The 13,731-nt window shown below is 64.2% G+C and carries 13 protein-coding genes; 11 read left to right on the top strand and 2 right to left on the bottom strand.

Annotated elements, in window-relative coordinates:
- Positions 1-913 (top strand): alpha-ketoacid dehydrogenase subunit beta (locus AC1DMG_RS14205; protein ID WP_477180667.1); only part of this gene is annotated, 913 nt, incomplete at its 5' end.
- An 86-nt stretch (positions 914-999) separates the two neighbouring features.
- Entirely contained in the window at positions 1,000-1,533 is a 534-nt protein-coding gene (locus AC1DMG_RS14200; protein WP_477177369.1) for an Ivy family c-type lysozyme inhibitor, read from the top strand.
- Between the two features lie 415 nt (positions 1,534-1,948).
- Here AC1DMG_RS14200 and AC1DMG_RS14195 read toward each other — a convergent pair whose 3' ends face one another.
- Complete coding sequence (locus tag AC1DMG_RS14195) at positions 1,949-2,752, bottom strand: phosphatase PAP2 family protein (protein ID WP_477177370.1); 804 nt, start codon at positions 2,750-2,752, stop codon at positions 1,949-1,951.
- Between the two features lie 138 nt (positions 2,753-2,890).
- On the opposite strand from AC1DMG_RS14195, the gene AC1DMG_RS14190 reads away from it, so the two are divergent.
- From AC1DMG_RS14190 to AC1DMG_RS14180, 3 genes are all read left to right on the top strand, one after another.
- Positions 2,891-4,546 carry a serine hydrolase gene (locus AC1DMG_RS14190; protein ID WP_477177371.1) on the top strand — a complete coding sequence of 552 codons (1,656 nt, stop codon included), beginning with the start codon at positions 2,891-2,893 and terminating at the stop codon, positions 4,544-4,546.
- A gap of 71 nt (positions 4,547-4,617) precedes the next feature.
- Positions 4,618-5,892 carry an alpha/beta hydrolase family protein gene (locus AC1DMG_RS14185; RefSeq protein ID WP_477177372.1) on the top strand — a complete coding sequence of 425 codons (1,275 nt, stop codon included), beginning with the start codon at positions 4,618-4,620 and terminating at the stop codon, positions 5,890-5,892.
- 91 nt (positions 5,893-5,983) lie between these two features.
- A complete protein-coding gene (locus tag AC1DMG_RS14180) occupies positions 5,984-7,606 on the top strand; it encodes an alpha/beta hydrolase (protein WP_477177373.1) in 1,623 nt (540 codons plus the stop codon).
- 23 nt (positions 7,607-7,629) lie between these two features.
- Here the strand turns inward: AC1DMG_RS14180 and AC1DMG_RS14175 are convergent, their stop codons facing one another.
- Positions 7,630-7,824 (bottom strand): hypothetical protein, encoded by a 195-nt coding sequence (locus AC1DMG_RS14175; protein WP_477180666.1) that lies wholly within the window; start codon positions 7,822-7,824, stop codon positions 7,630-7,632.
- A 187-nt stretch (positions 7,825-8,011) separates the two neighbouring features.
- Here AC1DMG_RS14175 and AC1DMG_RS14170 point away from each other — a divergent pair, with 187 nt between their 5' ends.
- From AC1DMG_RS14170 to AC1DMG_RS14145, 6 genes are all read left to right on the top strand, one after another.
- Positions 8,012-9,709 (top strand): methyl-accepting chemotaxis protein, encoded by a 1,698-nt coding sequence (locus AC1DMG_RS14170; RefSeq protein ID WP_477180665.1) that lies wholly within the window; start codon positions 8,012-8,014, stop codon positions 9,707-9,709.
- Positions 9,710-9,720: 11 nt separating this feature from the next.
- On the top strand, positions 9,721-10,554 hold the full coding sequence (locus AC1DMG_RS14165) for a CheR family methyltransferase (protein WP_477178635.1): 834 nt from the start codon (positions 9,721-9,723) through the stop codon (positions 10,552-10,554).
- On the top strand, positions 10,547-11,023 hold the full coding sequence (locus tag AC1DMG_RS14160) for a chemotaxis protein CheD (RefSeq protein WP_477177376.1): 477 nt from the start codon (positions 10,547-10,549) through the stop codon (positions 11,021-11,023). The genes AC1DMG_RS14165 and AC1DMG_RS14160 overlap by 8 nt, the downstream gene beginning before the upstream one ends.
- Before the next feature lie 14 nt (positions 11,024-11,037).
- Complete coding sequence (locus tag AC1DMG_RS14155; protein WP_477177377.1) at positions 11,038-12,546, top strand: chemotaxis protein CheW; 1,509 nt, start codon at positions 11,038-11,040, stop codon at positions 12,544-12,546.
- 256 nt (positions 12,547-12,802) lie between these two features.
- Positions 12,803-13,204, top strand: coding sequence for an RcnB family protein (locus tag AC1DMG_RS14150; RefSeq protein WP_441603690.1), 402 nt, complete (start codon positions 12,803-12,805; stop codon positions 13,202-13,204).
- 261 nt (positions 13,205-13,465) lie between these two features.
- On the top strand, positions 13,466-13,731 hold a 266-nt coding region (locus tag AC1DMG_RS14145; protein WP_477180664.1), incomplete at its 3' end, for a DUF3761 domain-containing protein.

Genomic DNA, 13,731 nt, shown 5'->3' with positions numbered 1-13,731 from the left:
CGTCTACACCGTCACCAAGGGCTTGAACAAAACCTTCAAGGGCAGCCGCGTGTTCAACACGCTGCTGGACGAGACCATCATCCTCGGTCTCGCGCAGGGCTATGCCAACATGGGCATGCTGCCGCTGCCGGAAATCCAGTATCTGGCCTATTTCCACAACGCATGCGACCAGATCCGCGGCGAGGCGGCCTCGCTGCAGTTCTTCTCCAACGACCAGTTCCGCAATGCGATGGTGATGCGCGTGGCCAGCCTGGGTTACCAGAAGGGCTTTGGCGGGCACTTCCACAACGACAACTCGATCGCCGCGCTGCGCGATATTCCCGGCCTGGTGGTCGGCTGCCCGAGCCGCGGCGACGACGCGGCAACGATGCTGCGCACGATGACTGCGCTGGCCAAGGTCGACGGCCGCGTGTGTGCGTTCCTCGAGCCGATCGCGCTGTATATGACCAAGGATTTGTACGAGGCGGGCGATGGCCAGTGGCAATTCGGCTATCCCGCGCCGGGCGAGGCCATGACGCTGGGCGAAGGCCGCGTCTACGGCCAGGACGCCAACGACCTGGTGGTGTTCACCTTTGGCAATGGCGTGACGATGGCCTTGCGCGCCGCCCGCACGATCGAAGCGGAGCTGGGCTGGAAGGTGCGCGTGGTGGACCTGCGCTGGCTGGCGCCTCTCAACGACGCCTTCATCGCGGCGCAGGCAAAGTCCGCCAAAAGGATCATCGTGCTGGACGAAGGCCGCAAGAGTGCTGGCGTGGGCGAGGGCATCATCACCGCCATCGCCGAGGGGGGCTGCGGCGGCACGCCGCTGGAGCGCGTTGTCGGTGCCGACACCTACACGCCACTAGCCGGTGCAGCCTTGCTGGTTTTGCCGGGCGATGCGGATGTAGTCGCCGCGGCCCGCAAGCTGGGCTGACCGGCGGCAGGGTGGCGCCGGGCAGCCGGCGCCACGTCGTCTCCATCGCGACGGGCACGAATGCACGGTCACGCGAGGAGGCTTTCATGGATTACCGTTGCTTAGTGTTGCTGGGTTTCGCGCTTGCCTGCACCGCTTGTTCGCAGCAAGCGGAGGACAAGGCGACTGCTGGCGCCGCACGGCAGGCCCCGGCGCCGGCTTCCACCTCAGTGCCCGCGCTCGCCACCAGCGCAAGCAGCCCCAGCGGCCTGACCTATCTTTACGACCTGATGCAGCGCCCGGATTTCTCCACGGCATTCGCCGCGCTGTACGGCGGCGACCAATTGCCTGCCTGGACCAGCCAGGGCGGCGTCGCGACACCGGCGCAGCAGGTCATCGTCCATGGCCACACGCAACTGCTCGCTACCGCCTGCAAGCCGCATGACTGCCCGGCCGAACGCATTTTGATTCTCTACGACGAGAACACGCACGCGATGTCCGGGTTGTTTGCGCGTCGCAAGGCCAATGCGTTGAACGATGCGGACAGCAATGATCCGGCCAATGACGATTTGCTGTGGCTGGGGTCGCCGGATGAGGCGTCGAAAGAGTTGCTGCGGCGGAAGCTTTATTCGCCGAATTGAGGGCAGCCCTCGCGTTCCGTTTCCCCTGTGTGGGAGCGCACCCTGTGCGCGACTGGTTATCGCGATGAGGTCGAAGTCTTGATGGAACCTGAGGCAGTCGCGCACAGGGTGCGCTCCCACAAGGGCGAAACTGAGGTGCTCTCGCGCACAGGCTGCGCTCCTACAACGACGATCGCGGGTTCCGCGCGCCCCGCAACCTCCACCACTCCGCCCCCCCGAATACACACCACCAACCACGCCATCCCACTGACATACCCAGCCATCACATCGCTGACCGTTTCCCTGTGGGAGCGCACCCTGTGCGCGACTGGTTATCGCGATGAGGTCGATGTCTTAGGTAGAACTGAGGCAGTCGCGCACAGGGTGCGCTCCCACAAGGGCGGAACTGTGGTGCTCTCGCGCACAGGGTTCGCTCCTACAACGACGATGGCGGGTTCCGCGCGCCCCGCAACCTCCACCACTCCGCACCCCCAATACACACCACCAACCACGCCATTCCGCTGACATACCCGGCCATCACATCGCTGAAGTAATGCACTTGCAGCACGATGCGACTGAGGCCGATCACGCTGATCATCGCTACCGCGCCGGCCACCACCCAGCGATGCAAGCGATGCGGCAGCAGGCGCAGCAGCACATAGGCGAGCATGCCGTAGAACACCATCGCGCCAAACGCGTGGCCGCTGGGAAAACTCCAGCCGTGTTCCACCAGGTAGCCATGGTTGTGCAGCGGGCGCGGTCGCTCGAACCACGCCTTCAGGCCGCTGTTGATCGGCACCACGCCGGCCATGGCGAGCGTCCAGCAAGCGGCAAGCCGCAGCTGCCGCTTGAACAACAACACGCCAAGGACCACCACTGTGATGGCCGCCACCGTGCCGAGGTCGCCCAGATGGGACACGGCCGCCACCAGTCGCAGCGCGCCGGGCTGCACGGCGCTGCGCAGATCTTCGGCCAGCGTCTCGTCGAAGGCCGGCAGCCAGCGCGTGGCTTCCTCCTTGAGCGCGATGGCGATGGCCGCAAACAGCAGGCACATCGTCACCAGCAGCAGGAACGCCGTGAAGCCGCGCAATGCCACGGGCTCACGGCCGGCGGCCAAGGTCTTTACCCCGTGATGGCGATTCCATTGCCATGCCAGATCGCCGGCCAGCAAGGCCGCTACCAGCAACACCGCCCACAGCGGCAGGGCGTGCGTGGCGATCCATTCAATCCAGTCATTCATGCGCAGTCCTCGATGCAACGTCCCATGATCCGGGGCACGAGCGTCCGCGTCGAGATGGTCGCCAGCATGACTTTCAGTGCTGGATCAGCAAGGCCTTTGCCGCGATAGTGTTGCCCTTTGCCCTGGCGGAGTGGCCGAATGTTCTTGCGTACCCTTTCCCCGCGACTGGCGGGCTGTATCGCACTTTTGGTGCTGGCCGCGCCGGCCTGTGCGCAGACCACCTCGGCGAGCGTGCCGACTGCCGTCGTCTCCAGCAGCGCACAGCCGGCCTTGCCGGCCCAGTTGCAGGATTTCACTGCCTACGTGGACGGCGTACGCAAGCAGTTCGACGTGCCGGGCATCGCGGTCGCCATCGTCAAGGACGGCCAGATCGTGCTGGAGCAGGGCTACGGTTTGCGCGAAGTGGGCAAGCCCGAGCCGGTCGATGCGCGCACGCGCTTTGCCATCGCCTCCAACACCAAGGCGTTCACCGCTGCAGCGCTGCAGATGCTGGCCGAGCAGGGCAAGCTCAGCATGGACGATCGCGTGATCGATCATCTGCCGTGGTTCCAGATGTCCGATCCGTACGTGACGCGCGAGATGCGCATCCGCGATCTGCTGGCACACCGCAGCGGTTTGGGCCTGGGCGCAGGCGATCTGCTGTATTGGCCGCCCACTTCGTACTCGACCAAGGAAGTGGTGCAGCGCCTGCGCAATGTGCCGCTGGCCACCAGCTTCCGCAGCGCCTATGCCTACGACAATATTTTGTTTGCCGTGGCCACCCTGGTGATCGAGCAGGTGTCGGGCCAGAGCTATGCCGACTTCATCAGCAAGCGCATCTTCGCGCCGGTGGGTATGGATGAGTCGCTGGTCGACATGACCCAGCTCAAACCCGGGATGGACGTGGCCATGGGCCACGCCAAGTTCAACTTCACCGAACTCAAACCGGTGCCGCCGATGGCCTGGTCGAACAACTCCGGCGCGGGCGGCATTTACGCCAGCGTGCACGACATGGCCAAGTGGATGAACGTGCAATTGGCCGGCGGCAAGCTGCCGGACGGCAAGGCGCTGTTCTCCGAAGACAGCCAGAAGCAGATGTGGTCGATGCTCACGCCGATGAAGATTTCCGAGCCGCCGGTGCCGGAACTCAAATCGATGCGCCCGAATTTCTCCGGCTATGGCGAAGGCTGGTTCCTCTCCGATTACCAGGGTCAACGCCTGGTGTGGCACACGGGTGGCTGGCCGGGCATGGTGTCGCGCGTGACGCTGGTGCCGGAACTTCACCTGGGCGTGGTGGTGCTCACCAACCAGGAGTCGGGCGCGGCTTTCAACGCAGTGACATATCGCGTGCTCGATGCTTACCTGGGCAAGGACAAGAAGGATTGGAGTGCCGCGTATGCCGCTGCGGTGAAGAAGTCCGAAGGCAATGCCGACGACAGCTGGAGCAAGCACGAGGCGGCGCGCGCCAAGAGCGGCAAGCCCACCTTGCCGCTGTCCAGCTATGCCGGCACTTTCCACGATCCGTGGTACGGCGACATCGAGGTCAGCCAGCAGGGCGGCAAGCTGCGCATGCGTTTCTCCAAGACCGCGCAACTGGTGGGCACCATGACGCCCTGGCAGCACGACACCTTCATCGTGCGCTGGGATGATCGCGCGCTCAACGCCGATGCCTTCGTGAGCTACGCGCTGGATGCCGACGGCAAGCTTCGCGACGTGCGCATGGAACCGGTGTCGCCACTCACCGATTTCAGTTTCGACTTCCAGGATCTGCGCCTGACGCCCGCCAAGGCGGCCAAGACCTCCGGCGCGCCCTGACCAATAGCAGGGGCGATGCGTGCGGGACGCTGCCTATAGTGGCGGCGTCCCCACGGTGGAGTGCCGGTTGCATGAAACGGTTCGTTGTAGGCTTGCTGTGTGTTTCGGTTGCCGGTATCGCGTTCGCCGCTCCGGCCACGTGCGACTACGGTGTGTATGGCGAGGCGGGCAAGCCGCTCGTCGTAATCTCCAATCCCACGGCCAGCGGTGCGAGTGCACCGGAACGCTATACGTTTGTGGATGGCCATCGCGGCGACGTCAACGGCGCAGACGCACCGGTACGCTGCGAACAAGGCGTGGTGAGCGTGCGTCAGTCCGACGGACGCTACCTCGCGCAGCCAAAAGTGGCGCTGCGCGAAACGCCGACGCACTTCACCAGCCACGGCACCGAACTGGCGGGCGTGTTGATCGAACCGGCGCAGTCCAACGGCAAGCCGCCACTGGTGGTATTTGTGCATGGTTCGGAAAAGACGCCTGGCATCGGCGGCTATTACCCCTTGGTGTTCGCTGCCGAAGGCCTGGCCGTGTTTGCGTACGACAAACGCGGCACCGGTGCATCCGCCGGTGACTACACGCAGAATTTCGAATTGCTCGCCGATGATGCCGCCGCCGCACTCGACCAGGCGCGCAAGCTGGCGGCGGGCCGCTATTCGCGTGCCGGTTTCTTCGGCGGCAGCCAGGGCGGCTGGGTGGCGCCGCGCGCGGCGGCCTTGGCGCATGCGGATTATGTGGCCGTGGGCTTCGGCCTGGTCATGACACCGCTGGAGGAAGACCAGCAGCAAGTCGCGCTGGAGATGCAGGAGAAAGGCTATGACACGGCGGCGATCGCCAAGGCACGCGAAGTGACCGACGCCACCGACGCGGTGATGGCCTCGCACTTCACCGCCGGCTACGACCAGCTGGCCGCGGTGAAGCGCAAGTTCGCCAACGAACCCTGGCTGCACACCATCGAAGGTGAGTTCACCGGCGAGTTGCTGGCCGAACAGGAAGCTGATCTGCGCCGCACTGGGGCGCCCCGCCACGACAATCTCAATATCCTCTGGAACTACGACGCGACAGCCGCCATCCGCGCGCTGAACATCCCGCAGCTATGGGTGCTGGCCGGTGACGATCGCGAAGCGCCGGGCAGCGTGACGCGCGAACGCCTGGTCGCGCTGAAACACGCAGGCAAGCCGATCGACCTCTATGTGTTCCCGCACACCGATCACGGCATGTACGAATTCGTGCAGAACCCGGATGGCAGCCGCCGCGTCACGCGCATCACCGAGGGCTATTTTCGCCTGCTCGCGGACTGGATCAGGCAGCAGGACGCGCCGCCGTATGGCACCGGTGAACGCATCCCCTGACGCTCCTTCGGCGTGAGCCAGGGTGATGGACTTTGTCGGCGATTCCGTTGAAGGTTCGTTTAAAAGGGGATCACCCACTAGGGAGTTAGTCATGCTGTCACACCGATCGAAGCTTGCCGTCCTGCTGAGCCTGGGACTGGCCACCGCCACCTGCATGGCCGCCGAGCCGGCCAGCGTGGCGCAGCGTTTCCACGTGGACCTGGCGGTGGCCGGCACGGACGTCGCGTCCGGTCGGCTGCTGGTGTTCGCCGAACCGGCCAAGCTCGCCGAGGCCGAAGCCAAGAACGGCAAGGTCGCGGAGGTGGATCTTGATCAGCTCTCGCCGGACAAGGTCAATGTGGCGGCGCGCGAAGTGAATCGCCTGGTGGCGGGTCAGGGCGTCGACATCGACGCCGACCAGCTGGCCTATCCGGCGGCCTTCAGCAAGTTGGCGCCCGGCGATTACTACGTGCAGGCGGTGCTCGACGCCAACCACAGCTACAACTATGGCGGCCGTGGCGAAGGCGATCTGGTCAGCAGCGTGATGAAGGTGCATCTGCCGGCCACCGGCCTGCCGCCGATCAAACTCGCGACCCGATTGCCTGCCGCCGATCCCTGGGCGCTGTCGCCTTCGATCAATCCGGCCGCGCGCGAGGCGCTGCCCGAAGCGCGCAAGCACGTGCAGACCATCGACTTCGTCAGTCCCGCACTCACTGCTTTCTGGGGCCGGCCGATCCATATGCGCGGCCAGGTCCTGCTGCCGCCTGGCTACGATGCCAAGGCCAAGGTGACCTATCCCGTGGTGTATTACACGCATGGCTTTGGCGGCGGCATGGATCACTTCGCCGGCGTCATCGCCAACACCTGGCTGGCCATGTCCAACGGCCAGATGCCGCCGATGATCTGGGTGCTGCTCGACGAATCCTTGCCCACCGGCACACACGAGTTTGCCGACTCGGTGAACAACGGACCGTGGGGCAAGGCGCTCACCGAAGAGCTTATTCCGCAGCTGGAAGCCAGCTATCGCATGGACGCCAAAGTGTCGGGCCGGTTCCTCAACGGCCACTCGTCCGGCGGCTGGGCCACGCTGTGGCTGCAGACGCGCTATCCGAAGACGTTTGGAGGCACCTGGTCCACCTCGCCCGATTCCAGCGACTTCCATGATTTCACCGGCGTCGATCTGTATGCGGCGCACGCCAACGTTTATCGCAACCCTGAGGGCGCCGCGTACCCGCTGATCCGCGACCAGGGCAAGGTGGTCGCCTCTTTCCAGCAGTACGCGCAGATGGAACGCGTGTTCGGCAGCTACGGCGGCCAGATGGCGTCGTTCGAATGGGTGTTCTCGCCGCGCGGCGCCGATGGCCGTCCGCTGGCGATGTTCGATCGCGATACCGGTGAGGTGAACACGAGCGTGGTCGACTACTGGCGCGACCATTACGACATCGCCCATCACCTGCAGGCCCAGTGGCCGCAGCTGGCGCCGGACCTGGACGGCAAGATCCACCTGATCGTAGGCACCGCCGACACCTTCTATCTGGATGGTTCGGCGCATCGGCTCAAGGCGGTGCTCGATGGACTGCATGCGAAGTCGGACATCCGCTTCCTGCCCAATAAGACCCACTTTGATCTGTACGCCGTCGGTGCGGACCGCACGGCTTTGCTCAAGCAGATCGCCTGGGAGATGTACGCGGTGGCGCGTCCGCAGTCGAATCTGCAGCGGGCAGCGGCACCTTGAGGTTCGTCGCGCCGACGAAACTGCTATGTCTTAAGCCATAGACCGTCGGTGTGATGCTTGATGATGTGATGGCCATCCATTGTGATGGCCATCACATTGCCTCGATCCAACTTTCGGGAAACGGACAACGCGGTAGCCATCGGCACGCCAATCTCACGCATCTTGCGAATCTCACGCTTTTTCACCTTGTTTTCAGGCCTCAAGGGCATCTTTCCCACGCCGATACCTCTCACGCGGGAGAGACAAACGCAGTAGCCGACGCCCCACGCGCGACGTGTCTGGGGCGGCGCTGTGTCGTTGGAAGAGGAGCCGGATCGCTGCGCGCAGCGATCCGTGCCAGCGCCCTCCCGCAGAGATTTCACGGGCATGCAGTCAATGCGTGCTCAAAAACCGGGGGAGAGGGCCATGGGAAAAGAGACACCGGAGTTGCAGCTCGTGCCGCATGAGCTTCGCGCCGTCAGTGACGCATTGCATCGCGTGCAGGCCGTGATCGAGTTCGACCTCAAGGGCAAGGTGCTCCACGCCAACGACAACTTCCTCAAGGCGATGGGCTACACGCTGGAGGATATTCGCGGCCAGCACCATCGCATTTTTTGCGAACCGGCTTATGCGGCCAGCGCCGAGTACAAGAAATTCTGGGAAAACCTCGGCAAAGGCGTGCTCGACCGCGGTGAGTACAAGCGCATCGGCGGCGACGGCCGCGAAGTGTGGATCAACGCCTCCTACAACCCGGTATTCGACGAGAACGGCAAGCCGTACAAGGTGATCAAGTTCGCCACGGACGTGACCGCCAATCGCCAGCAGAAGGCGGAGTTCGAAGGCAAGGTCAACGCCATCGACAAGGCCCAGGCGATGATCGAGTTCGATCTCGGTGGCCACGTGATCAGCGCGAACGACAACTTTCTCAAGGCGATGGGCTATGAACTGGAGGAAATCCAGGGCCACCATCACCGCATGTTCTGCGAGGACAGCTACACGGCCAGCGCGGCCTACGCGGACTTCTGGGCCAAGCTCAACCGCGGCGAATTCGACGCAGGCCGCTACAAGCGCATGGGCAAGGGCGGTCGGGTGATCTGGATCCAGGCCACTTACAACCCGATCTACGACGGCAACGGTCGACTCAGCAAGGTAGTGAAGTTCGCCACCGACGTCACTGCGCAAGTGGCCATGGAAGAGGGCGTGAAGCTCCGCGCCGCCGACGACCAGCGCAAGGTCGAGGCCCTGCTCAAAACGGTGCGACTGGCCGCGGAAGGCGATCTCACCGGCGAAGTACGCGTCGAGGGCAGCGATCCCATCGATCAGCTCGCCGACGGCATCCAGCAAATGATGAGCGACCTGCGCAGCGTGATCGGCAAGGTGGTCGACAACGCCAGCGGCTTCTCCGGCAGTTCGCAGGAGATCGCCGGCCGCGCCAGCGGCGTGGCCAGCGGCRCGCAGCTGCTCGGCGCCACGGTGGAAGAAATGAATGCGTCGATCGAAGAGCTCACCGCCTCGATCAACTCCATCGCCACCAACTCGCGCAGCGCCGACCAGCTCGCCAAGGACACGCACCAGGAAGCTGAGCGCGGCGCCAAGGCGATCGCACGCTCGATCGAGTCGATGGAGCTGATCAACAAGTCTTCCGAAGACATCAGCGAGATCATCAAGGTGATCGGCGAGATCGCCAGCCAGACCAACCTGCTCGCCTTCAACGCCGCCATCGAAGCGGCGCGTGCGGGCGAGCACGGCCTGGGCTTCTCGGTGGTGGCGGACGAAGTGCGCAAGCTGGCAGAACGCTCCTCGCAGGCCACCAAGGAAATCTCCAAGCTGATCAACGAATCGGTGAAGCGCGTGGCGCAGGGCAGCGAGATCTCCAAGCAGGCCGGCGAAGCGTTCGAGAAAATCGTTGCCGGCGTGGGCCGCACCACCCAGGCGATCTCCGAGATCTCCTGCGGCGCGGACGAACAACTGGTGGCGGCGCGCGAAGTGAGCGCGGCCATCCAGCAGGTGGCCGAAGAAACCGAGAAGTCGGCGGCTGCCTGCGACACCATTGCCCGTTCCACCACCTCGCTCACCCAGGGAGCCGATGAACTGAATCGGACGGTCCAGCGGTTCGTGGTCTGAGCATCGCGCCGATGGAGATCGAGAGCGACATCGACCTGGCCACCCAGCGCGCGCTGCTGGACAAGGTGCAGCGCCATACGGGCATCCATATGGCGGACCGCAAGTGGACCTTGCTGCAGGGGCGCCTGCGCCGCCGCCTGCAGGCGCTGTCGCTCAACCGGTACCGCGACTATCTCGCGGTGCTGGATGCGCAGCCGGACGAAGTGTCTGCCTTCATCAACCTGGTGACCACCAACGAGACCTCGTTCTTCCGCACGCCGCGCATCTGGGATCAGCTCTGGCAGCAGCTGCTGCCGGAGTGGTTCCGCGAGCATCGCGGTGCGACGCTGCAGCTGTGGTCGGCGGCGGCGTCCACTGGTGAGGAGGCGTACTCGATGGCCATGATGTGCGAGGAATTTCGCGAACATCATCCGGCCTTCAAGTACCAGATCCTCGCCACCGACATCGCCAGCCAGGTGCTGGCCGTGGGCAAGGCGGGTTTCTATCAGGGCAAGAGCATCGAAGGCCTCAAGCGCGCCCGGCCCGGCTGGTTGGCCAAGTATTTCCAGCCGAGCAGCGACGGCTATCTGGCGTCGCCCACGCTGCGCTCGCACATCGTGTTCCGCGAGCATCACCTGCATAAACGGCTGGATGGCGCCGCGCGCTTTGATATCACCCTGTTGCGCAATGTCCTCATCTATTTCGACGAGGAAGGGCAGTGCAGCGTGCTGGAGAACGTGCGCCGCGCCATGTCGCCCGGCAGCGTGCTGATCATCGGCGAATCGGAATCGCTGACGCGGCTCAACGTCGGGTTCGATTTTGAGCAGCCGCTGATCTATCGACGACAGGAGCGTATGCATGCCTGAGGGGGAGGATATCCAGGTACGCATGTGCGAGGTGAGGGTTGGCAGCGGCAACGACGTGCTGCGCGCGATCCTGGGATCGTGCGTCGGCATCGGACTGCTGTGGCGTCGTCGCGGCATCTACGGGATGGCGCACTGTCTGTTGCCGGAGTCGCCGCAGGGGCCGGCAGGCGAGGGCGCGAAATACGTCACCGGCGCCGTGCCCACCTTGCTATCGATGATGGAGCTCGATCGCGCGCGGCAGGATGAAGTGGAAGCCGTGATCGTTGGCGGCGCCTGCATGGTGCAGCACACCGCGGCGCCACGGCACGGGTTGATCGGCGAACAGAACGCGCGCATGGCGCAGCAGCTGATTGGCCAGACCAGGATCAGGCTGGTGCACCTCGACGTAGGTGGCGAGAACGGCCGCCAGCTCGTGATCGATTGCGCGCAACACCACTACGCGGTCAAGACCATCGGCCGCACGACGTGAACCGGAGCAACGTCATGGACTCTTCCATTACCAAGTCGGCCCGGCAGGAAGCCACTGAACTGTTCGGTTCGTTCCATCTGGGCGATACCGAACTCGTACTGCCGGTGACGGCGGTGCAGGAAGTGGTGACTTACCCGGCCGTGGTCACCCAGGTGCCGTTGGCTCCCAGCTACCTGCTGGGGCTGTTCAACCTGCGMGGACGCTTGATCCCTATCGTGCATTTGGGCCAGTTGTTGAAGCTGCCCGAGAGCGGCACGCGTGAAACCTCGAAGATCGCCATCGTCGAGTTCCGGCAGGGACGCATTGGCCTGCTGTTCGATGCCACCGGCGAGATACTGCGCGTGACCCACGAGCAGAAAGTGATCTTCAACGATGGCGAAGCCTCATCGATGATAGGCGGCGCGCTCAAGCTCGACGGCGGCAACCGCATCCTGCAGATACTGAGCGTGGACGCGCTCCATCAACTGCACGATATGCCGGTGCCCAGGGCAGACAGCCTTGCATCCGAACCGGCCAGGCAGCGTGCGGCCATGGGGCAGCGTCGCCAGGGCGTGTCCTTCCGCGTGGGCGATACGCGCCTTGCCTTGCCGATGGGCGCCATCCACGAAATCATCCGCGTGCCCGAGCTGCTCAAGTCCGTGCTGGCCAGCGACTTGTGCATCGGTTTGCTCAACCTGCGTGGCAACACGGTGCCGGTGGTGGATTTCGCCCGTTTCCTTGGCCTGCCAGGCACGGCTGCCGCGACGGCGGCCTGCGGCGACTTCGAGGATCCGCGGCGCATCGTGGTGATCCGCCAGCAGGCGATGGATTTCGGTCTGCTGGTGGACGACGTGGAGAGCATCGTCGGCTATCGCGACGAGGAACTGCTGGCCATTCCATCATTCAATGCAGATCGGCCGCAGCTGTTCACCGGCTGCATCAGTCGCGAGGGCGCGCCCGACATCATCCTGATCGATGAAACCGCTCTGTTGAGCGACGCCACCGTCACCGACCTCACCCAAGGCCATCGCGAGTTGTACGCCATCGAATCGGCGGCGGATCGCGGCCAGGGTAAGCGTCGCGGCGGCGCGCGCGAAACCTATGTGACCTTCAAGCTCGACCAGCTCATGGGCATGCGCATCGACCAGCTGCGCGAGGTGATCGATTTTCCGCCGGAGGTGATGCAGCCGCCGGGAGCGCCGGACTATGTGCGCGGCATGCTCAATCTGCGCCGCAAACTGATCACCATCATCGACCTGCGCGCGCTCTACGGCATGAAAGGCTATGCGGATCTCGACGGCGCAAAGGTGCTGGTGGTGGAAAACGACGACGAGAAGTTTGGCCTGATCGTGGACGCGATCGAGAACATCGTGACGATCGACGCGGCGGACAAGATCGGCGTGCCCGGCGTGCTGCGCAACCAGATCGATCAGGATTTGCGCAACGACATGCGCGAAGTGGTGGAACTGCCCGATCACCGTACCCTGCTGCTGCTGGATGCAGCGCCACTCAAGCAGCGGCTGAGCAGCCGGATGGTGCATTGAGTTGACGCGTTTGGATGTCCCTTGATCTACGCATACGGAACAGGGGCTGGCCAGGGATGGCTTCTTCTATCGGGTGATGCATCGCACCACCCAAACATAACGCCACATCAACGCATGAACTTGCGCGCCGGAAGCGCACCGTTTTGCGAACGGATTCACCCATCGTGCATCGTTGCGAATCACATCATGGCGCCGCCGTGGAAACGTGCGCCAGGGGGCGCGCCTGCTCCACGGCACTACCCCATGGAGAGTTCGCATGAAGAAGACCTTGTTCGCACTGATGCTGGGCGCAGTGATGGCTTCCACCACCGTCGCAGCAGCACCGTTTCAGTACGACGACCACCATGACCAGCACGATCAGGATCGCCACGACGATCACCGCGATCAGGGTCACGACCGGGACCACGACCGCGATCGCGACCACGATCGCCACGACTACGTGATCGTGCACGACCGCGGCAACCACGAAGGCTGGTATCACCGCGGTGGCCGCGTGCCCGAGGAGTACTACCACGACCGTCGCTACTACGTGGATTACCACGCCTACCACCTCGCGCCGCCGCCGCCGGAACACGTGTGGGTGCGCAGCGATACCGGCGATTTCCTGCTGGTTGCCGTGGCCACGGGCGTGATCGCCGACCTGGTCATCAATCACTGATGATCGCGGACCGCATCGCGCGCATCGCGATGCGGTCCGTTGTCGTATGAAGTTGCGAAACAGCATCACGCCAGATGAACGCCGAGTGCGGCAGCGTGATCCAAGCGTCACGGGGTAGGCGCATATTGCGCGCAAGCGCTCGGGCGCTTGGGAAGCGTCACGCATCGGCAGTGGGTCCGTCGATGTCGATGGCGCCGGGACATGCCAGCCACGCCGGGCAGCAGCCCATCAGGCAGGCGACATTCGCAGGAGGGATCGAAGATGAAATCGTATGGTCTGATCGCCGTTTTGTTCGCAGGTCTTTTGGCCGGGCCGGCCGTCTACGCTCAGCAGTCCGCCGCACCCGCCGGTTCCACCGGCCAGTGCAAGGACGGCAGCTACACCAATCACGCCACCAAGAAGGGTGCTTGCTCGGGCCATCAGGGCGTGAAGGAGTGGTACACGGCTGCTTCGGCAGCGGCAGCCGCGGCCGCGCCGGCAGCGGCGCCTGCTGCGGCCAGCAACAGCATGGCGCCCAAGAGCACGGC

The organism is Dyella sp. 01N36 (assembly GCF_056399745.1).
The sequence above is the reverse complement of the archived record's forward strand: the minus strand, read 5'-3'. Positions and strand labels throughout refer to the sequence as shown.

Excerpts from the sequence above, each read along its gene's own strand:
- AC1DMG_RS14150 (WP_441603690.1), top strand. The coding sequence starts at position 12,803 with ATGAAGAAGACCTTGTTCGCACTGATGCTGGGCGCAGTGATGGCTTCC.
- AC1DMG_RS14180 (WP_477177373.1), top strand. The coding sequence starts at position 5,984 with ATGCTGTCACACCGATCGAAGCTTGCCGTCCTGCTGAGCCTGGGACTG.
- AC1DMG_RS14160 (WP_477177376.1), top strand. The coding sequence starts at position 10,547 with ATGCCTGAGGGGGAGGATATCCAGGTACGCATGTGCGAGGTGAGGGTT.
- AC1DMG_RS14185 (WP_477177372.1), top strand. The coding sequence starts at position 4,618 with ATGAAACGGTTCGTTGTAGGCTTGCTGTGTGTTTCGGTTGCCGGTATC.
- AC1DMG_RS14190 (WP_477177371.1), top strand. The coding sequence starts at position 2,891 with ATGTTCTTGCGTACCCTTTCCCCGCGACTGGCGGGCTGTATCGCACTT.
- AC1DMG_RS14200 (WP_477177369.1), top strand. The coding sequence starts at position 1,000 with ATGGATTACCGTTGCTTAGTGTTGCTGGGTTTCGCGCTTGCCTGCACC.
- AC1DMG_RS14195 (WP_477177370.1), bottom strand. The coding sequence starts at position 2,752 with ATGAATGACTGGATTGAATGGATCGCCACGCACGCCCTGCCGCTGTGG.
- AC1DMG_RS14165 (WP_477178635.1), top strand. The coding sequence starts at position 9,721 with ATGGAGATCGAGAGCGACATCGACCTGGCCACCCAGCGCGCGCTGCTG.